A 21,607-nucleotide genomic window follows, 5' to 3' on the forward strand; every position below is an offset into this window, starting at 1 on the left:
TGTATTAACAAAGGAAGAATGCCGGGACCCATATTTAAAAAATGAAAGCAGCAGTAACCACAAAAGCAGGAAATCCAGAGGTGATCGAACTTCAGGAAGTTGAAATCCCGAAACCCAAAACGGGTTGGGTACTCATTAAGGTAAAGGCGTTTGGCTTAAACCGATCGGAGCTCTTTACCCGAAGAGGGGATTCACCCGGGGTGTTATTCCCTCGTATTCAGGGAATTGAATGCGTTGGAATCATTGAGGCAGATCCCTCCGGGACCTATATACAGGGCCAACAGGTAGCCGCAATAATGGGAGGAATGGGCCGGTTTTTTGACGGGAGCTATGCCGAGTATACCCTTGTACCCCTTGAAATCGTTTTCCCCTTTCAAAGCAATCTTCCCTGGAAAACCCTTGGGGCCATACCCGAGATGTTCCAAACCGTCTCCGGCTCCCTGCACCAGGCTCTGGAAATACGCAAAGGAGAAATCCTGCTCATACGAGGGGGTACATCATCCATCGGGATGCTGGCCTGCCAGCTGGCCAAAACTAAAGGGGTAACCGTCCTGGCGACCACCCGAAACCCGGATAAGAAACAAGCCTTGCTGGACAATGGTGCTGATCAGGTGGTAATCGATACGGGAAGTATTCATAAAGAGGTTCGAAAATTATTTCCGGAGGGAATTCATAAAGTACTGGAGCTGGTGGGCACCCGGACCCTGAAGGATTCACTTCAGTGTATCGCGCCCAGAGGAATAGTCTGTATGACTGGCATCCTGGGGAATGAATGGACTTTAAAAGAGTTTACTCCTATGGGAGACATTACTTCTTTAGGCCGGCTTACCGTTTATATGGGAGAAGCCGGCAACCTTTCCCAGCCTTTGCTTCAGGAATTTATAGGCCATGTAGAGGCGGGTAAAATCCACTTGAATATAGATTCTGTCTTTTCGCTGCATGAGGTCGCCGAAGCGCATCAATACATGGAGGCCAATAAGGCCAAAGGAAAAATTATTGTTACAACCTAAAAATGGACCAGGCTAAAAATACCTGCAGCCAGGAAGTTCCATTACCCTCACCACAGGCATCCTGGCGGATAACCCGGTGGCTAAAACCAGCAGTGCAGCCCTGGTCAATAGCGGTCTTTACAGTTTTGTGAAAGCCGTTGCCCTTGAAATCAAAGGAGGGATTGGCGTTAATGTGGTGTCTTCGGGGGTAGTAGCTGAGGCCTATGAGAAGTACAGGGATTTCTTTCCGGGCCATAACCTGTTGACGTTCGGACAATCCTTATAACCCAGGCTCAACCAAATTTCCTATCTTTTCACAACGAAATTTAGTGGACCGCTATCCCTTACACTTAACATTATCTGACACGTATGAGATACCTTTTGATTGCCCTGCTGGCCATAGTTACCTGCTGTAAATCCCCTGCAGACCAAAAAATTGAAACCAGCTCCATGGCCCTGGAGCAGCTTAAATCCAAAATAGACTCCATGTTCCATGCTGAAATAGGCGAAAATGAACCCGGTGCTGCTGTACTCGTATCTTATAATGACGAGATGCTAATTGGCAAGGGATACGGGCTGAGGGACCTGGAATCCAAACAACCCATCACGCCATCGACCAACATGCGAATGGCCTCCGTTAGTAAGCAGTTTACCGCCCTTTGTATCTTAACGCTGGTAGACCAGGGAAAAATTAGCCTGGCAGATGAAGCCTACCAGCACCTTCCCTACCCAATATTCAAAGGGATTACCATTGAACATCTGCTGAACCATACTTCCGGGCTGCCGGATTACTACGAGCACTTCGATAAAGACTGGGACCGGGATAATGTTCTGGAGAATCACGAAGTCCTTGAATGGCTGGCCACATCTCCTGAGCGCGTTTTTCCTCCCGGGGAGCAATGGGAATATTCCAACACAGCCTACCTTATGCTGGCATTGATTGTTGAGAAGGTAAGCGGGATGGAATTTTCAGAATTTGCCAGGGAAAAGGTCTTTAAAAAAGCAGGGATGGAAAACACGAATTATTTCAACCTGGCCAAACCAATAGAAATCCCCGAACGCTCCTGGTGTTACGAAATAGACAGCCTGGGGTCCATTAAAAAGGTGGACGGCTTCTTTATGAACGGGGTAATGGGGGATGGGGCGGTCTATACCAGCGTAAATGACTATTTCCGGTATGACCGGGCTTTGAGGGATAAAGCGATCCTTTCCCCGGAAACACACCAACTGATCTTCAGGCCCAGTTCTACCAATGACAATGGGGAAACCACCAGGTACTATGCCATGGGATGGGGGGTCACAGATAGTACGGCTTCCCATTCCGGAGGCTGGTTAGGCACCAATACCTATACCCGGAGGTACCTAAACAAACCCCTGACTTTTGCGATTTTTATGAACCGGAATACCTTGTTTCAAAACAACCTTGTACAAAAAACGGATTCCCTCCTTGCGGAATATTTAAGAGCAATCGCTAAGGGTAATGAAAAAGACCTTTAGGTTGTATCTGAATGGGGTGTCACCATTTTTATAAATGTCAATTAATATCAAACCTGGTCTCAATGTTTAAACAAACCCCTCAATGCCCCCCAAGAATGATCGTAAGCCTGGCTTGCTTTGTATTACTTTTCCAGGCGGGGTGTTTACGAAAGGGGAACCTCGAGGATTCCCTGGATACCCTTGCCCTGGATTACACCCTGGAAAACACCCCTCCGGGATTGTCTGTATCGGTCATTGAAAGGGATGCCATTGTCTGGTCTTATTCCTATGGGTTTGCGGATATCGATAGGAAAACCCCCATGGACGGGGAAGTGATCATGAACATCGCCTCCGTTTCCAAAACCATAACGGCCACAGCTGTCCTGCAGCTTTGGGAAAAAGGGCTGCTGGACATCGATTATGACGTTAATACCTACCTGGATTTCCCGGTTCGCAACCCGAATTTTGGAGATAGCCCCATTACAATAAAGCAACTCCTGACCCACACCGCTTCCATAAAAGACAGCCCAGTCTATGGGGATAGCTACAAATGCGGGGACCCAGAAATTTCCCTTGCCGACTGGCTTGGCAATTATTTCCGCCCGGATGGAAAATTCTACAGCGAAACAGACAATTTCTACACCTGGGAACCCGGTGCACAGTACCAGTATTCCAACGTCGGGTACGGGCTCCTTGGTTTGCTGGTGGAAAAGGTAAGCGGGCAGGCTTTTAACGCATATTGCAGAGAGCATATTACTGTTCCTTTAAAGATGGACTATTCGGCCTGGTTTATCAGCGAAACAGACACCTTGAAACAGGCGAAGCAATATTCAAAATCCACCCAGGACAATGTGGACAACGAGTGGCTGGATAAACTGATCAAAAAACAAACAGGGGAATACCTGGAATTATGCAATTACAGTTTTTACAACTATCCGGACGGCCTCTTTAAAAGCACCATTTCGGATTTATCGCACTTTTTGATTGCCATTATGAACAGGGGTAACTACCAGGGCAATCGCATCCTTCAGGAAGCCACTGTGGCCAACATGCTCTCCCTGCAAATAACCGGGAACGACATACAGGGGCTGGGCTGGAAAAAAATATACACAGACACTACCGCCCTGTGGGGCCATAGTGGTCGCGACCCGGGGATCAGGACACATATGTACTTTAATCCGGAAACCGAAACCGGGCTGATCCTCTTTCAGAACAATGGGGACGGAACCACCATTGAGTTGGTTAAGGACATCTTTGACCTGTTGGCCGAAAGGGGTCGTTAAAATCGGTAACTGGCCTCAAAATATCTTTTCAGAATAAGGCATATCATGGGGCTATCCTTTATGAATAACCGTTTTGACTGCCCCGAAATAGTCGGAAAAAACCTATCTTGAGGGAAACAAACCTAACATTATGAAATCCGTAATCGCTTTCCTATTACTCTTATCGGGTTTTACTTCATTCAGCCAGATCAATGCTAAATTGATGCGGTATGTGGATGTATCCGATACACAGATTTGCTTCGTCTATGGCGGTGACATCTGGGTAGTCAATAAAAATGGAGGCATGGCCGTCCAACTCACCAATTCCCCCGGAGAAGAATCCTATCCGAAATTCTCCCCGGACGGTCGGGAAATTGCCTTTACGGCCAGTTACAGGGGAAATCCGGATGTTTACGTGATGTCCGCCTCCGGAGGGGTTCCCTTGCGGCTTACCTACGGCTCACATAACGACCGCATGGTGGAATGGCATCCTTCCGGGGAGAAGGTACTGTTTGCTTCAACCCGGGAAAGCGGCATGCTTCGTGAGTTCTTTTTGATAGGGAGAGAAGGCGGGATGCCTGAGAAATTGCCGATTCCCTACGGGGAGTTAGCCACCTACTCCCCCGACGGGAAGCAACTGGCCTATATAACCAAGATTACGGAGAACTATCCTTTTAAAAGGTACAGGGGTGGTCTTACTTCAGATGTCATATTATTCGACATGGAGACGAATACCGCCAAAAACATCACGGAAAATGAGGCTAATGATGGTAAACCCGCCTGGGGGAACGAAAAGATTTATTTCTTGTCGGATCGGGCTGAAGACATGCGCCTGAATGTATGGAGCTATGATGTAAACTCGGAGGCCCTGAGGCAGGTAACACAGTTTGACGAATTTGATATTACGTATTTATCTGCCGGGCCGGGCGATCTGGTCTTCGAGGTGGGCGGTACCCTGTACCTGATGGACCTTGCCACCGAAACCCCAAAGGAGGTAAAGGTATCCGTGGTAAGCGACCTGACCCTTGAAATGCCCAAAAGGGTTGAGGTAGACAAACAAATCCGTAATATGACGGCTTCCCCCGGTGCCAGCCGGATCGTATTTGAAGCAAGGGGGGAACTATTCAACGTGCCGGCAAAGGAAGGGTTTGTACAGAACATTACCGGCTCCTCAGGGGCCTTTGACCACAGCCCCGCCTGGTCCCCTAACGGGGATCGTATCGCTTATTGGAGCGATACTTCCGGGGAGTATGAAATATACCTGCAGGATATGCGAAACGGAGGGGAAGCCCGGAAAATCAGTTCCCGGAACAAGGGGTACGGCTACACCCTGTACTGGTCGCCAGACAGCAAAAAGCTTGCCTTTATAGATGAAAAAAATGATATCAGTATCATTGATGTGGCTACGGGTGCCGTTCAGGTGGCCGATAATTACGAATGGAATTACGGGCATGGCGGCCGATATAACTATCCCATTAGCTGGTCTCATGATTCGAGGTTCCTTACCTACTCCATCGGGATGGAAAATAGGAACGAGGCGGTATTCATCTATGACCTGGGGAGCAAGCAGGCAAGGCAGGTCACCAGCGGGTTCTACAATGACAGCAATCCTGTTTTCAGCACAGATGGCAAGTACCTGTTTTTCCTCACCGACCGAAACTTCTCCGCGGTCTACAGCGGGTTGCGGGATGGCACCTGGATCTATCCGAATGCCACCCAAGTAGCCGCCATCAGCCTGAGCAAGGATTCCCCTTATCTGCTGCAGGCCAAGAATGACGCATTAAAAACCGACGAAAAAGACGGGGGGGAAAACGGGGATGAGAAAGAAAAATCTAAAGAAACTACGCCGGAACCTGTTAAAGTTGACTGGGGCGAAATGGAGAGCCGCCTGGCCATCCTGCCCGTGAAGCCGGGGAACCTGCGCAACCTGATGGCCTTTGACGGCAAGGTAGTCTACCGCAGGTTACCCAATTCGGGGTCCGGGGGAGGCGATCCGGAATTGTTCTTCTACGACCTGAAGGAGCGGGAAGAAAAATCCATCATGGCCAAAATAAACGGGGTGGTCCGGACTGCAGACGGGGAAGCCCTCCTGGTAAGGAGCGGGCCACAGTTCGGGATTATCAAGCCCGAGGCGGACCAGAAGATCAAAGATGCCATTCCTACAAGCGGTCTGGTAATGGAGCTGAACCCCAGGGAAGAGTGGCGACAGATTTTTAATGATACCTGGAGGCGGCACAGAGACTTTTTCTATGACGAGGACATGCAGCAGGTAGACTGGGACGCTCTGCGCACCCGCTACGGGGATTTGATTGAAGATGCACGCTCGCGCTGGGATGTGACCTACCTGCAATCCAATTTGGCAGCAGAGCTTAGTGCCGGCCATACCTATACCTTCGGGGGGGACAACCAGGAGGTCGATAATGTAAGTACCGGCTACCTTGGGATTGACTGGGGCAGGGACACCAAAGGCTATAAAATCAAAAGAATCGTAAAACCAGCCCCCTGGGACGCGGAAAACAGATCTCCCTTCGACAGGCCCGGGATGGATGTTTCGGAAGGGGATTATATCCTTGCCATAAACGGGAAATCGCTTCCTCTTGACAAAGAACCCTATGCGGCTTTTGAAGGGCTTGACGGGCATACGGTGGTGCTGAAAATCAGCAAAACAGGGAAAGTAAGCGACGCCAAAGATGTAGTGGTAACCTGCCTGACGAGCCCGCAGGAGGGCAATCTCCGTTTTCTCGACTGGATTGAGCAAAACAGGCAAAAAGTTGAAGAACTCTCCGATGGGAAACTAGGCTATGTGTATATGACCAATACGGGAGGCCGGGGGCAGCTGGACCTGGTAAAAATGTATTATGGACAGCTGGACAAAGAAGGGTTTATTATAGACGAGCGCTTCAATGGGGGCGGGCAACTGGCAGACCGCTTCCTCGAACTGATGACCCGTCCGGTGATATACAACCTGTACTGGCGCCATGGCAAATCACATCAGGCCCCGGTAAAAGCAAATACCGGGCCTATGGGCATGCTTATCAACGGCTGGGCAGGTTCCGGAGGGGATGGGTTGCCCTGGGCTTTCCGGGAACTGGATGCAGGCCCCATTGTGGGTGAGCGTACTACTGGGATTTTAGTGGGCCCGGCTACCGGGCACCAGCTGATCGACGGGGGAGGCATTACCGTGCCGGGGGCACGCCTGTACTACAACAGTGGCCGCTGGTTCGATGAAGGGGTCGGGGTACGGCCCGACATCCCGGTCTGGGACGATCCAAATATGCTTATAAAAGGGCGAGACCCCCAGATAGAACGGGTTGTTACCGAGGTTTTAAAATTGGTGGAGGAGAAGCCCGGAAGGGCAACACCGCCGCCCGCAAAAGAAGATCGAACGGCTTCGGGGTTGAAGCAAAATTAGGCTAAAACATTGCTCACCTAATGATTCGATTCTTCCGCAATATCAGGCAAAGGTTGCTTACTGAAAACAAATTCAGCAAATACCTGCTCTATGCCATAGGGGAAATCATCCTTGTGATGATAGGGATTCTAATGGCTTTACAGGTAAACAACTGGAATAATGAAAGGGCCGACAGGGAGAAAGAAATTACTATTTTAAAGGAAATACAGCGAAACTTACAGACCAATGTTAAGCAGTTTACAGAAGAAGCAAAGATGCAGGGGTCTATTGTGGAGAGTATTAGCCTGATAATGGATCAGATCAAAAACAAGGTGCCCTATCATGATTCCCTAGGGGTGAAATATGCCGCCATTGCCTGGACTGAGGAATTCAATTTCGCAAATTCTGCCTTTGAAACCCTGAAGACCATTGGCTTCGACTTAATCTCCTCCGACCCGCTGCGGGAAAACATCATCCAATTATTTAATATCAGGTATACCCGGATTTCAGATGTGATACAAAAGGTAAGTGTAACGGAACACAGCCAGCTCAATACCTTGTACCTTAAGTACATTGAATTTGACGAACAGGGAAAAGCCATTGTGGTTGATTCTGAAAAGCTGTTTAAGGATACGGAATTCACGAATATGTTAAGCAGCAGGAGGATCTGGAAGATCGATATTATCAGTACCTATAAGGAACTAATCGAAGAATCTTTGGCCTTGTCTGAAATGATTGACCGGGAATTAAAACAATAAAACGGGTATACTAATTCCCAGACTGCCTGGAAATGCCTGGGCCGGGGACCTGTAGTTCAAATAAACTGACCGCCAGACACAGATGAAAAAAATTAAGATAGGGCAACATTCCTATGAATTTGTGAGTGATTACCAAGACAATACAAAACTTCGGACAGGCCTGAATAAACTTACGCAAGCAACCTTCGGGTTCAGTTTTGAATTCTGGTATCAGGCGGGTTACTGGGGTAAGCAGTATATCCCCTACTCCCTGCTATATAACAAGGAAGTAGTGGCCAATGTATCGGCAAGCAAGATGGAATTTCTCCTTGAAGGTAAGAAAAAGACTGCCATTCAAATCGGTGCGGTAATGACAGCAGAGACGCATCGCGGAAGGGGCCTGAGCAGGTTCCTGACCGAAAACCTCGTTAGGGAGTGGAAGGAAAAAACCGATTTTATCTTCCTCTTTGCCAATTCCAGCGTGCTGGAATTCTATCCTAAATTCAATTTTAAAAAAGTGAATGAATACCAACACTTTAGGCTTTTAAAAGGCAAACAGAACCTGGCGGAAGGTTTCAGGAAACTGAATATGGATGACAGCAGTGATGTGGAGTTGCTGCGCAAAGCGATCCGAAATGCACTCCCCCTTGCAAAACTTTCCATGCTGAACAATGAAGCTTTGATCATGTTTTATTGCCTGTCTTTTATGAAAAATGACGTTTACCATCTTCCAAATAAGGAGGCCGTGGTAATTGCTTCTTATGAGGGGGATACCTTATACCTGAATGATGTATTTTCGCCAGAGGCAGTAGCCCTGGAAGAACTTATAGCTTCCATGGCACCCCAGGCTATCCGTAAAGTGGTCCTGGGTTTTAGCCCGAAAAATGACAGTGGTTTCGAGAAACGCCTGTTAGTGCCGGATGATACGCTTTTTGTATTTAAGGAGCAGGCGGCTATATTCAGGCAATGGCAATTGCGGTTTCCGGTATTATCACATGCCTGATGGAAGTGGAAACTCAAAATGCTCTTTAACCAAAAAAATAATGACAAGGAAAATCATCCGTAGTATCTATAAAAAAATCCTGATTGCCTGTTCCTTCATTCTGGGGACGACCGGGATACTGTTCGCTCAAAGCCATTCTGCAGAACCGTTAATGGAATCTGGGGAAACCCCTTTCACTACTCTGGTCTGGTCCGATGAATTTGACGGATCGGGTGCCCCGGATCCTGAGAAATGGTTCCATCAAACCCAGTTACCCCCGGGAGGCAGCTGGTGGGGAGGTATCATCCAGCATTATACGGACCGGCAGGCCAACACCTATCTAAAGGATGGGAAGTTACACCTGGTGGCCAGGAAAGAAAGGTTGGAAGAGCAGGGGGAGATCAAGGACTATACCTCGGCCCGTTTGAATTCAAAATTTGCATTTACGCACGGGCGCGTGGAAGTTCGGGCCAAACTCCCGGAAGGCCGGGGTACCTGGCCGGCCATATGGATGCTGAACACCAACATAGATGAAGACGGCGCCTACTGGGACAACCACGGATATGGTACTGTTAAATGGCCTGCCTGCGGGGAAATTGACATCATGGAACACTGGGGGAAAAACCAGGATTATGTTTCAAGTGCCGTGCACAACGCCTCCAGTTACGGCTATAATGTCCAAAACGTAGGAGGTCAGGAAATAGCGGGGGCTTCCAGCGGCTTTCACATCTACAGCCTGGAATGGACTGCAGATAAAATGGTCTTTAGCGTGGATGGGGTTGCCCATTTTACATATGAGCCGGCACTTAAGAATTCAGAAACCTGGCCTTATAACAATGATTATTACTTTATTTTAAACATCGCCATTGAGCCTGGAATTGATCCTGAATTCACTGAAAGTGTCATGGAGGTAGATTATATCAGGGTTTATCAGTAGAGGTCAGAATACCACCAGATTGACACTAAATATCCTATCACTAATAACTTCAAACTTCATTCCGATAGTTATTAAAACAAAGCACGGACATCATGATAAAATTCTTCCGAAAGATCAGACAGCAACTGCTAACCCATAATAAAACAAGCAAATACCTGCTGTACGCATTTGGAGAAATTGTCCTGGTAGTTATCGGGATTCTGATTGCCCTGCAGATCAACAACTGGAATGAGCATCAAAAGGCAATGGCAGATCAGCGGAAATTATTTGCCAACCTTAAAGTGGATTTTGAATCCCGCCTTGCAGAACTGAGCGAACTAAATGCGTCAAGAGGATCCTGTATTGAGGCTGTCCTGCAACTCAATCGCTATATTTCCCAGGGCATTAACGAAGAAAATAAACCGGAAATAGACAGCCTGCTTTCAAAAACGATCAATGGCCTGAAGTTTAATGAGGAATTCCGGATGTTAGAGGTGGTTTTTAATACCGGTTTGATAAATGACATCCAAAATGATAGCTTAAAGCGGGAGCTTATACAATGGCCGCAAAAGGTGGAGGAAATGTTGGAAGAACAACGGATGCACAACCAACTGATAGACGAAAAATGGGTGTATCACTTGTCTGCTTACCTCTCCTTAAGGGCCATCTACGAAAATTTTAACTTCAGGCAGTATAACATAGCTCCAGGTGAGCCGGTAAGTCTGGTCAAGAATTACGAAGGTTTTATATCGGATCCGCGCACCGAAAATTACCTGGCCCAGTTTCAACAGTTAATGCGGGTCAATTATATCGATACCCAAACCTTGATCGCATCCGCTGAAAATATCATCGCTTTGTTAGATAAAGAATTATGAATGGAATCAGCAGACCTGTTGGAGATTCAGGGTTGACCACTTTCTAAAAAAGAAATCAATACTTTTAACCACACAGTACCCTCCCTGGTAATACGCCTGTCCTTAATAAATTAATATCGTTTTATAATAAGGATCGGCTTGCACGAGTAATTTCGAATCCTAAGGCACTTACAGAATAATTAAAGAAACACCAGTGAGCCAAAAAATCGGACTAAAAATGCTATTTTCATCCGGATCGGGGCACGGTTGGCGAGGTATTTTTTCCGTCCCAGGCCTGGCCGTTTTCGATAAATCAGGCAAAAAATTAAATTAATACTGATTGATTCAAACCCGGATTCAGCTGCCATATAATCCATAATAGTTTCCATGTACAAAACCATTTTTAATATCCCCAAAATGGATTGTCCCTCTGAGGAAAACCTCATCCGGATGAAACTGCAGGGTATCCCGGGTATTGCCGGGCTGGATTTTGATATTCCCGGGCGGAAACTTGTGGTTTATCACACCGGGGAGGCAACCCCCATCGAAAAGGCCATACAGGAGCTCAAACTGGGTGGGAAGCAAATTTCAAGCGAGGAAACAGATCGGACAGGCTTTGACAAGAGTGCCCATCAAAAGAAGCTGCTATGGGCAGTACTTTCCATCAATTTCGCCTTTTTTGGGATCGAAATGGGTACAGGCCTCATCTCCAAATCCATGGGCCTGGTGGCGGACAGCCTGGATATGCTGGCAGACAGTTTTGTCTACGGTCTCAGCCTGTTTGCGGTAGGCGGGTCTTTGATCCTTAAAAAACGAATCGCCAAAATCGCAGGCTATTTTCAAATTACCCTGGCCATTATTGGCTTTGCCGAGGTACTGCGGCGCTTTTTTGGGACGGAGCAGCTTCCGGACTTCACAACTATGGTTGTGGTTTCCGTTTTTGCCCTGATCGCCAATGCCATCTGTCTGTATATCCTGCAAAAGTCCAAAAGCAGGGAGGAGGCGCATATGAAAGCCAGCATGATCTTTACCTCCAACGATGTGATCATCAATTTAGGGGTCATTATTGCCGGGGTTTTGGTACATTGGCTGCAATCCGCCCAACCCGACCTGATCATAGGCTCTATCGTTTTTGCGCTGGTTATCCGCGGGGCCTTCCGGATATTGAAATTGGGCAACTAATAAAAAAGCTACTGATATGGATACGGAAGAACTACTCTGGGTTTACCTCCCCCTCCTGATCGCATTGTTTGAAACAGGCTTTACTATAAAGCTTATGCTGGCCAAACCCCTGCCGCTGAATTCCCTGCTGGGCTTTTTGATCATCAGCCTGAATACGTTCAGCATCTATCTATTGATAACCCATTTGGGTGCGACTGCTGCCACCTATACTCCCCATATAGCAATTTTAATAGCAACCGCACTGATTCTTATTCAAAGAAGTGTTGTAAAATAAGGCTAGTAGTCGCCAAAAGATCCTGGGAAAACGTTGGCAGGAAAAAGCAGTAATACATTAAAAAATTTTGAATTAACTTTAGGAAACACCTCAAACCCAGTTAATGATGAAAACAAACAGAAAATCAAAAAGCACTCATGTGTTTGCGCTTTTTGGATTGATGCTGTCAAGCCTTCTATTATGTTGCCCAACCTACGGGCAGTCTGAAATAGGGGTAATGGAATTTCCCGAAGGAGCGGTTCAGCACACCGTCTATGCCAATGACATTCAATGGAATCCCTGCCCGGGGAACCTGCCGGAGGGATGCAATATCGCCGTCCTTGAAGGCAGCCCGCAGCAGCCCGACCTCTTTACGGTTCGCTTTAAAATGGACGGCAGCTTTTACATGCCGCCCCACCGGCATCCGAAAGATGAGCGGGTAACCATCCTGGAGGGAAAAGCCTATGTCGCCTTCGGGGAAGCCGGCACACGGGAAAACGCAAAAGGTTTTGGCCCGGGCGACTACTATGTGAACAAACGGGAGGCCATCCATCAGGTGTGGGCAGACCAGGGTACCATCCTGCAGATTACCGGTATTGGCCCCTGGGAAGTGCATTTCCTGGATGAATAGTTAATTCAAGGTTAATACCCGCATATGCCAGACATAAGGTTTGATTATCCGTAGTATATACTATCAGTAAACAAATAAGCTGTTTTCACAACCGGAATCCCCCTTAAAAGCGGATACTTTACAACTGCATACCAAGGCGTGGTAACATGTTTCGGAATGATTCTCCCTTTGGGACTTGCTTTTCAGTTTTACGAGCCTCTGGATTATAGTTGTATATGAAAGTATCCCTGGGATAAGGCTGCTTACACTTATATTTTGTAACATTTCTGTTGTTCCCTCGTCTCATTGATCGAGACATTATTTTTGATGTCAATCAAACTTTATACACCAACCGTATTATGAAGAAAAGTGTCCTGAACACCATTCTTTTATGTTTTTTTATTGGATCACTGACGGCTCAACGCTCTGCAGTTAAAGAAGTAAGCATTGAATCTGCCGAACTCAACCAGACCCGCGATTTGTTAATCTTCACCCCTATAAATTACGATCATTCGGAGTATTACTATTACAACGTGATTTATGTTTTTGATGCACACGATCGCCCCCTTTACGATTATGTAACCTCTGTTTCCCACCTTTTAAGGGAAGGCCAAAGGGGCTTTATAGTTGTTGGGATCAAAGCTACTTATATTAAGGAGCTGATGTATGGCCGAAATCACGATTTGCTGCCCTCCGACACTGAAAGAAACCTCGGACCCAAATCGGGCGGAAATGCTGAAGCCTTCCTGGCATATGTCAAAAATGAAGTAGTGCCTTACGTTGAATCCAATTACCGGGTATTGCCCCACAGGACTGGTGTAGGACACTCCCTTAGTGCCTCCTTCCTTATTTATAGCATGCTGAATGAACCCGATCTCTTTGATAATTTTATCGCGGTATCCCCTAATTTGGCAGATGATGATCAGCGCCTTGTTAAAGATCTCGATAACTTCGATTCTGCACAGTTTAATTCCCTGCATTACCTTTACATGAACCATGCAGACGATTATATAAACTATCCTGGATGGGGAGCTGCCAATGACAAGGCTTATCCTATCCTGAAGAATAAACTGGCCAACGAAAACTTTAAAGTGGTCACGGAACAGTTTCCGGATGAAAGCCATATGTCGGGGTACATGCCGGCCGTGAAGTCGGCCCTGTCAACGCTTATCGATAGTGTTCTTCCTGTGCAAAACAAGCAACTATCGGAGAATACCTATGAGCTTACTTTCCGGGTAAAAGTACCTGATGACAATGACGTAGTTTATATTACCGGAAATCAGGAAAGCCTTGGAAACTGGGAGCCCGGCCTGGTCAGGATGGAGCGGGTTTCTCCCCTGGAACGTGAAATAACCGTTAAGGTTCAAGACCCCGTGGAAGTTAAATTCACCCGGGGTAGCTGGGAATCAGAAGCCTGGATCAATATAGGTGATGGAAGGACCACTTTCCCTATGATAATCCGCCCCGAGGCCTCGGCTGAATATTCCTTCGAAATTCTTGGGTTCCGCAATTAGGCTCTCATAGATTGCAGGGCAACCCGTATTTTATCCCTATACACATACTAACTATTCTTATAAATGAAGCTACTTAAACGATTTTTCAAATGGATTTTTATCCTCATTGTCTTATGCATATCTGCATATGGCATTTTCAGGGGGGTTGAATATTTCAAAGGCAGTGATTACATCGCTTACCTGGAGGCCAACCAGGAATCGGTGGGCCTGGATGAACCTTTTACCTTTGAAATTTGCAGGAAGGACATCGAAGAAAAATCCCTAATTCTCGTTGGAGAAATACACGGATTTGAAGAACCCACGAAATTTGACGTCGACTTTTTTCAATACCTGAGAACTGATTTCAATGTTGAAACCTACCTGATGGAGATGGACCACAGCCAGGCTTATTTTATGAACAAGTATAACCAAACCGGAGATCAGGACCTGCTAAAACGCATCCTGCAAAACTGGGTGGTAAATGCGGGAAAAAATAATCAGGACTATCTGGACCGGTGGATAAATTTGCAACAGGTTTATAAGGATCATCCCTTCCAATATTACGGCATTAACAACATTTCCGACGTGGACCTTTTGGTTGACCACCTGAACGATCTTACGGGGGAGGAACTGGTTATGCCACAAGAATCAAAATCAGACAGCCTTGTTCTGGTAGAGGTAAAAGCTGTCCTTGAATCACTTTCACAATCAAAGGATTCCGCCACCTATTCACCGGAAGTGACCTGGGATATTCAATACTTACTTAAGAATGTAAATTACTGGCTGGAAGACACCTACCGGGAAGAAATCCTGACTGATAATCTACAGGATGTTTACGAGCGCTTCCAATTGAAAGAAGAAAAAGTATATGGTTCCTTTGGACTGGGTCATACGCTTACAGGCCCATTTGAAAGCGGCTACCAGCCCATGGCTTACAGAGTTATACAAGCAGACCCCTGGTTTGAAGATAAAATCCTGAGCATGAATTTTGTCTTCTGTGACAGCCATACGGTTATGCCCAGCAAGTCATTGCCGGGTATACTGCAGGATGACGGCAAGTATACCAGGGTGCCTGTATCGTATGACAATATTTGGCTGAGTTATTTGTACGGCATTGAAGATCTCAAGCGCGTAACAGACAAAGAATCAAAGACCATTTTCAAATTAAATGCAGAAGACTCCCCTTACAAAAGCTCCGACCGTCTTTTCAGAATGTTTAAAATCCTGCCCGTGGGCCAGGTGATAAATGCCGGTAAAGGGTTTAATACCACAGACCTTGCCCAGTATTTGATCTTTGTGAGGAATTCAGATTGGGCTGAACCTATCCAGGATACAGATGGGTAATTCGTTTTGATAATGGAAATTAAGTCTGCCAGCAGCCTTAAGGTATACCCTAAAAAACTGAAGATAAAGTGTAACTTGCAGGCATGAAAAAAGACCTATAAGGCGCTAAAATAAGAACTCGTTTCCTATGAGAAAGGCCTCAGGACTGCTCCCCGTATATGCTTTCGGACTTCCCCTTCTGATTTTCGGAACGATGGCACTCCTTGTGCGTTCTCCATACTTTAAAAGCAGGCCCGACCTTATTTCGCTGGGGGTAACCGTAGATTTACTGCTGACTGCCCCACTGCTTTACTTTGTGCTTATCCGCAAAACACGCATTCCCGGAACTACTGTAGTCCCTGTGCTGTTTGCAGGTGTCGTTTTGTGCTCTTTTATCCTGCCGGGTGAAAATCAATATTATCTCAACTTGTTTAAAACCTGGGGGCTCCCGGTAGTAGAAGTTTCGGTTCTGGGCTATGTTGTTTATAAATTGCGAAAGGCCATACAACACTTTAAAGCCAAAAAGGAAAATTCGTTTGACTTTTTCACCACCCTGAAAGCCACCTGTGCCGAAATCCTGCCCGGGGCGGCCGTAATGCTGGTGGCAACTGAAATTGCCGTTTTTTATTACGGCTTTCTTTCCTGGAAAAAACACCGGTTAAAACCACGTGAATTCAGCTATCATAAAAACAGTGGCACGGTTTCCCTTTTGTTTGCAATAATCATAATCGTTGGTGTGGAAACCTTCGTCCTGCACACCCTTTTACTGAAATGGAGCAGTATGGCGGCCTGGATCATTAGCCTGCTGAGCATCTACACGGGGCTTCAACTCTTTGGGTTTTTAAAGTCCCTTTTTCAAAGACCTATATCCATAGAATCCGGACAGCTTTATCTCCGCTACGGGATTATGGCTGAGTCCGTAATTGAGCTGCGCAATATTGCATCTATTGAGATGCATTCGGGAGACATAGGTGACGATAAAAATATCAGGAAACTCTCCCCACTGGGCAGCCTGGAAAGCCATAATATGATCATCCACCTGAAGGAATCCAATACGGTAAGCGGGCTCTACGGAAGGGAGCGGGAATACAAAAGCATTGCTTTGTTTATTGATTCTCCCGGATCCTTTAAATCAGTATTGGAGGCTGCTTTTTGAATTAGGGTTTTTCTTTGTTAGTTTACAATGAAATTTAAAATCATCCCGTGATAAAAGGCCTGTACGAAACCCATTTATTTGTAAGCGACCTGGAGCGGTCCATAGATTTCTATGGGAAGGTGCTTGGGTTAAAGCAATGCCATTACGAAGCGGCCCGGCGTGTTGCTTTCTTTTGGATTGGCAAGGACAAGCAGGCGATGCTGGGCCTCTGGGAAAAACCAAAAGACCAGATAGACCCACGGCATTTTGCCTTTGAATGTGACCCTGACTGGGTCCTGAACGAATCGGTAGCCTTTCTTAAAGAACGGAACCTTAAATGTCATAATTTCCTTAACGATGGCACCGAAAGGCCCATGGTTTTTGCATGGATGCCTGCAATTGCCATTTATTTTGACGACCCCGACGGGCACTCCCTGGAATTTATAGGGATCCTGGAAGGAGATTCCAAACCTGAGAACGGAATCTTATCCTATGACGCCTGGAAAGCACTGGAAGAGGGCAGTGCCGGAAGCTGAGAAAGCAAAGGTTGGGAAGACCAAATTTCTGCCAAATGGCTCCCTCCCGATTGCTTGCTTTTGGTAATTCCCTCTCGGGATGTTCCTCCTTGCCGGTACAGCGACCTATAAATTGAGTATCTTATGGGTGTAAAACCATCCATAATGAAACGCAGAAATTTTCTGGCCACAGGAGGTGCTCTGGGGGCGATTAGTTTGCTCCCCTACTCCTGCTTAAAAGCACCGGAACCCCGATATAAATTGGGGTATCAGCTGTTTTCCATCCGGGATGAAATGGCCAAAGACCCGGTTGAAACCTTGAAGGCCCTTAAGAAAATGGGGTATGAGGATTTCGAACATTATGGCTTTGATGCAGATGCCGGCACCTATTACGGCATAAAGACCTCCGAATTCAAATCGATTCTGGATGACATGCAGTTGGGGATCAGCAGTGGCCACTATCCCTTTGCAACCTTTTTTGAAGGTCCGGAGGCGGACATGTTCCGATATCTGGAACAATGTATTGAAGGGGCACTGGCCATGGGCAGCAAGTACATCGTATGGCCCCTGGTGGAAGAAGCCCACCGGACTTTGGAAGGGTATAAAAGACTGGCCCCATTGCTTAACCGCATGGGGGAAAGGGTTGCGGAAGCCGGCCTGGGTTTTGCTTACCACAACCACGGATATGAATTTGAAGATTTTGATGGGGTTACCGGTTTTGACATTATCACCAGCGAAACAGACCCTTCCCTGGTTAAGTTACAAATGGACATGTACTGGATCATGTACCAGGCCAAAACAACCCCCATTGCTTTGATTAATGTGCATCCAGGCCGCTTTGTGATGTGGCACCTCAAAGATATGCACCCGGTTACGCGCGACTATACCGAACTGGGGAACGGCTCCATAAATTACCTGAATGTCCTGCCCGACCCGGTAACAGCCGGTCTGGAATACTTCTATATTGAACAGGGGGGTAATTACACGGAGAATTCCACAAAAAGTGCCGCCTTCAGCGCTGCTTATTTTAAGGATAAGCTACAGGTGTACCTATGAGGAATTATTCATTAAGAAATAACAAGAGACCCGTCTACAGCCTATGATACAATTCTTCAGGGGAATCCGCCAAAAACTCTTTTCGGAGAACAAATTCAGCAAGTACCTTTTTTACGCAATAGGGGAAATCACCCTTGTAATGATTGGGATTTTGCTGGCCCTGCAGGTAAACAACTGGAATGAAGCGCGAAAAATAGACAAGCAGGAATTAGATCTTCTTGAATCGCTTCTTGAAGAGTTCAGCTTTAACCGGGACGAACTGGAGCGATCCATAAGGAAAGCCGGGGCCATTCAGGCGGGATGTCAAAGGCTATTGGCCAATACGGGGAAACATGGCGTAAAAATATCCCGGCAGGAATCGGACTCGCTCATCAATGCCGGTTTTCTCAATATCATTTCTTTTGATGCAAGTAATGGGATATTGGATAACATTATCAGTTCAGGCCAAATCCATGTTATAAAAAATAAGGAACTTAAAAAGTATCTGGCCAATTGGGAAGGCGTGTTGCATGACATTAAGGAAGATGAAACCTGGGCCATTGATTCCCGCAATAATATCCTGCTGCCTTTTATCTATAAGAATTCAAATTATGTAAATATTTCGGGCATCTACTTATCAGACCGCAACATATCTTCAGGTTTTACTGGGGATTACAGGGACATTTACAATTCTCTGGAGTTTGAAAACCTGGTCAACAGCCAGCTTATCTGGAATGTAAAAAATGAGTGGGGATATAAAAGGCTTAAAAGTATGGTTGAGGAGATAATAGACTTGTGTGAACAGGAAATTAAGATAAAACAACTATAAGTTTTTATAATTGATACCCGTGTACTAAAGAAAATTAGTTTAAGTAATTGTTTATGAAAAATCTGTTTTTTATTTCGGTACTGGTGATGACCCTTTTTGGATGCAGGGATGATATCAGGCAGGCTCATCCAGAAGGCACCATACCTGAATTGTCTGATTACTTCGAAAAGAGCAGTATCCCGGCTGCCGTGATGGGGCATGTTAGCCAGAATGGAGAAGTACAATGGCAATCCTTTGGCCCCGCCATTTGGGGAGGTACGGATTCGATTAGCGAAACCCACATTTTCCGGATTTATTCCATGACCAAGGCCATCGCTTCGGTTGCCGCCATGCAACTGGTGGAGACAGGTAAAATTGGCCTGGACGACCCCCTGGACGAATTGATGCCAGAAATGGCTGCCATACCCATCCTGACAGAATCCGGAGAGTTGGTTTCTGGAAAAGAGCCCATCACCCTGCGGCAATTATTGACCCATACAGCTGGATTTGGATATGATTTCACCTCTCTAAGGCTGCAACAATTCCAGCCGGAGGATTGGGAATTTGAAGGCAAACCCAGGCTTTTTGGAGCGGGAACCCATTGGCGTTATGGCACCAGCACCGAATGGGTCGGAAAGCTTATTGAAAAGATCAGCGGTAAAAACCTTGAGGCCTACCTAAGACAGAATATTACCGGGCCGTTGCAAATGGACCACACCTGGTTTAACGTGCCAGATTCCTTAAAGGACAAGATTGTTTCCTGGGGGATGAAAGACTCCACAGGACTAAGGGAACTTCCCCGTGTCCCGGAAAAAAAGACAACTACCTATAACGCTGGCGGGGGGTTATTCGGTTCCCCGGCCGACTACCTGAAATTCCTGCAGTGCATGCTTAACTATGGTGCCTATGAAGGTGGAAGGATCCTGAAAAAGGAAACTGTTGAGCTAATGATTCAGGACCATCTCCCGGAAACGATTGCCCTGAATTTTGAGGTCTTCCCCAACGATGTAATGACTTTTACAGGGAATTTTGGGGACACGGCAGACCGCCACGGCCTGGCCTGGGCTATAGAAGCAAACAAAAACGAAAAAGTCAGGCCACAGGGGGTGGTTTACTGGGCCGGGGCAGCGAATTCCTATTATACCCTGGATATCCCTAATCAAACGGCTATTGTTTATTTTACTCAATACCTGCCCTTTAATGACAAGGAAACCTTCGATTTTTACAGGCTGTACGAACAACAGGTATACAATTCGCTTGCCAGCGATTAACATCCGGATTCTACTCCCTCGAATCCTGCGGGGTTCAACTCAGGGGCCATAAGCTACATGATGAAACCTGAAATTTTACATAAACCTTACACACATCTGGCTAGCACCATTTACCTTGGATGAAAAAATTAGTGCTATTGGTGGTAGCTCCATTCCTGATGGCTACCCAATGTGATGACGATTTTGACAACTCCGGTTTTGTGACCACGTATTTTATTCAGAACGATTCGGGAGCAGACCTTTACCTGTTGGGTGACGATGGGCAATTTATGGAAATCCCCGATCAGGCGGCTGCTGAGATTGGCAGTGAGCTGAATAACATCACTGAAGCTATTCCTCCTTCCCAATCCGGCACCTTTGTCCAGGTGCGGCTGTACCGGATGGAAAATGACAACTTCATCCTGGCATACCAGCAAAACCCAGTATCGGATAGGGATTGGACATTTAGTGAGCACAATCAAAATACTTTTGAATATTCCCTTATCATAACGGCGGATTTGATAACTCCGTAACGTATTTTTTTCTCAAGAAATCCAGGAATATCCCCCTATGGACTTTCGAAATTTTCAAGGGTTCGTATCTTTAAGAAACCCTAACTAAAATAATAGCCCATGGATGACTTGGAAAATTACCTGGATCCGCATTACATACAGCGGAGCAACTGGCTCAGGGCTGCTGTACTGGGTGCAAATGACGGCATACTGTCTACTGCCAGCCTGGCTATTGGGGTGGCCGCTGCAAGCGATATGAGGGAACCCATTGTCCTGGCCACACTGGCCGGCCTGGTGGCCGGGGCCTTATCCATGGCTGCCGGTGAATACGTCTCGGTAAGTTCCCAGACCGATGTTGAAAAAGCAGATATTGCCCGCGAAAAACAGGAACTTGAGGAAATGCCGGAATTTGAACTGGAAAGGCTGACGGATATCTATGTGGAAAGGGGACTGAGCAGGGAAACGGCCTCTCAGGTAGCCAAGGAATTAACCGCACACGATGCCCTTGGGGCGCACGTGAGGGATGAATTGGGAATCAATGAGATCAGCCAGGCCAGGCCGATACAGGCTGCCCTGGCATCAGGGGGCGCTTTTACGGTCGGGGGCATACTTCCCTTATTGGTTGCTGTATTTGCCCCTCTTAAGGAAATGGAATACCTGTTATATATCTTCGCAATCATTTTCCTGATTCTCCTTGGAGCTGTTGCCGCCAAAGCCGGCGGCTCAGGAATCCTGAAAGCTATTTTGCGGATAACCTTTTGGGGTACAGTGGCCATGGGGTTGACTGCCGCAGTGGGCTATTTGTTCGGGGCAACTATCGGCTGATAGAAGCCAGTCAGAATAGAGTATGGAATATATAAATTACTGCCCTTTATTTGCAGAAG

The 21,607-nt window shown here is 46.7% G+C and carries 21 protein-coding genes; all 21 read left to right on the plus strand.

The window, feature by feature from the left end; genetic code table 11:
• Positions 1–41 precede the first annotated feature (41 nt).
• On the plus strand, positions 42–1,010 hold the full coding sequence (locus ACT6NV_RS03310; RefSeq protein WP_445385849.1) for a zinc-binding alcohol dehydrogenase family protein: 969 nt from the start codon (positions 42–44) through the stop codon (positions 1,008–1,010).
• Between the two features lie 22 nt (positions 1,011–1,032).
• A complete protein-coding gene (locus tag ACT6NV_RS03315) occupies positions 1,033–1,275 on the plus strand; it encodes a hypothetical protein (protein WP_445386663.1) in 243 nt (80 codons plus the stop codon).
• Positions 1,276–1,358: 83 nt separating this feature from the next.
• Positions 1,359–2,486, plus strand: a complete 1,128-nt coding sequence (locus ACT6NV_RS03320) for a serine hydrolase domain-containing protein (RefSeq protein ID WP_445385850.1) — start codon at positions 1,359–1,361, stop codon at positions 2,484–2,486.
• A 62-nt stretch (positions 2,487–2,548) separates the two neighbouring features.
• On the plus strand, positions 2,549–3,748 hold the full coding sequence (locus ACT6NV_RS03325) for a serine hydrolase domain-containing protein (RefSeq protein WP_445385851.1): 1,200 nt from the start codon (positions 2,549–2,551) through the stop codon (positions 3,746–3,748).
• 130 nt (positions 3,749–3,878) lie between these two features.
• Positions 3,879–7,139: a S41 family peptidase gene (locus ACT6NV_RS03330; protein ID WP_445385852.1), complete on the plus strand. Its 3,261-nt coding sequence runs from the start codon at positions 3,879–3,881 to the stop codon at positions 7,137–7,139.
• Between the two features lie 20 nt (positions 7,140–7,159).
• Positions 7,160–7,876, plus strand: a complete 717-nt coding sequence (locus ACT6NV_RS03335; protein ID WP_445385853.1) for a DUF6090 family protein — start codon at positions 7,160–7,162, stop codon at positions 7,874–7,876.
• 82 nt (positions 7,877–7,958) lie between these two features.
• Positions 7,959–8,858 carry a GNAT family N-acetyltransferase gene (locus ACT6NV_RS03340; protein WP_445385854.1) on the plus strand — a complete coding sequence of 300 codons (900 nt, stop codon included), beginning with the start codon at positions 7,959–7,961 and terminating at the stop codon, positions 8,856–8,858.
• A gap of 40 nt (positions 8,859–8,898) precedes the next feature.
• Positions 8,899–9,774 carry a glycoside hydrolase family 16 protein gene (locus ACT6NV_RS03345; RefSeq protein WP_445385855.1) on the plus strand — a complete coding sequence of 292 codons (876 nt, stop codon included), beginning with the start codon at positions 8,899–8,901 and terminating at the stop codon, positions 9,772–9,774.
• 92 nt (positions 9,775–9,866) lie between these two features.
• Entirely contained in the window at positions 9,867–10,628 is a 762-nt protein-coding gene (locus ACT6NV_RS03350; protein ID WP_445385856.1) for a DUF6090 family protein, read from the plus strand.
• Between the two features lie 366 nt (positions 10,629–10,994).
• Complete coding sequence (locus tag ACT6NV_RS03355) at positions 10,995–11,789, plus strand: cation transporter (RefSeq protein WP_445385857.1); 795 nt, start codon at positions 10,995–10,997, stop codon at positions 11,787–11,789.
• A gap of 16 nt (positions 11,790–11,805) precedes the next feature.
• A complete protein-coding gene (locus ACT6NV_RS03360; protein WP_445385858.1) occupies positions 11,806–12,063 on the plus strand; it encodes a hypothetical protein in 258 nt (85 codons plus the stop codon).
• Positions 12,064–12,166: 103 nt separating this feature from the next.
• Positions 12,167–12,673, plus strand: a complete 507-nt coding sequence (locus ACT6NV_RS03365; protein ID WP_445385859.1) for a cupin domain-containing protein — start codon at positions 12,167–12,169, stop codon at positions 12,671–12,673.
• Positions 12,674–13,011: 338 nt separating this feature from the next.
• A complete protein-coding gene (locus tag ACT6NV_RS03370) occupies positions 13,012–14,166 on the plus strand; it encodes an alpha/beta hydrolase-fold protein (protein WP_445385860.1) in 1,155 nt (384 codons plus the stop codon).
• Between the two features lie 63 nt (positions 14,167–14,229).
• Entirely contained in the window at positions 14,230–15,489 is a 1,260-nt protein-coding gene (locus tag ACT6NV_RS03375; RefSeq protein ID WP_445385861.1) for a hypothetical protein, read from the plus strand.
• A gap of 127 nt (positions 15,490–15,616) precedes the next feature.
• A complete protein-coding gene (locus ACT6NV_RS03380; RefSeq protein WP_445385862.1) occupies positions 15,617–16,624 on the plus strand; it encodes a hypothetical protein in 1,008 nt (335 codons plus the stop codon).
• Between the two features lie 47 nt (positions 16,625–16,671).
• A complete protein-coding gene (locus ACT6NV_RS03385) occupies positions 16,672–17,139 on the plus strand; it encodes a VOC family protein (RefSeq protein ID WP_445385863.1) in 468 nt (155 codons plus the stop codon).
• 144 nt (positions 17,140–17,283) lie between these two features.
• Positions 17,284–18,174, plus strand: a complete 891-nt coding sequence (locus tag ACT6NV_RS03390; RefSeq protein ID WP_445385864.1) for a sugar phosphate isomerase/epimerase family protein — start codon at positions 17,284–17,286, stop codon at positions 18,172–18,174.
• A gap of 43 nt (positions 18,175–18,217) precedes the next feature.
• A complete protein-coding gene (locus tag ACT6NV_RS03395; RefSeq protein ID WP_445385865.1) occupies positions 18,218–18,982 on the plus strand; it encodes a DUF6090 family protein in 765 nt (254 codons plus the stop codon).
• A 53-nt stretch (positions 18,983–19,035) separates the two neighbouring features.
• On the plus strand, positions 19,036–20,232 hold the full coding sequence (locus ACT6NV_RS03400; RefSeq protein ID WP_445385866.1) for a serine hydrolase domain-containing protein: 1,197 nt from the start codon (positions 19,036–19,038) through the stop codon (positions 20,230–20,232).
• 119 nt (positions 20,233–20,351) lie between these two features.
• Entirely contained in the window at positions 20,352–20,744 is a 393-nt protein-coding gene (locus ACT6NV_RS03405; protein ID WP_445385867.1) for a hypothetical protein, read from the plus strand.
• Positions 20,745–20,843: 99 nt separating this feature from the next.
• A complete protein-coding gene (locus tag ACT6NV_RS03410) occupies positions 20,844–21,548 on the plus strand; it encodes a VIT1/CCC1 transporter family protein (protein ID WP_445385868.1) in 705 nt (234 codons plus the stop codon).
• Positions 21,549–21,607 lie beyond the last annotated feature (59 nt).

The organism is Robiginitalea insularis (genome assembly GCF_052497835.1).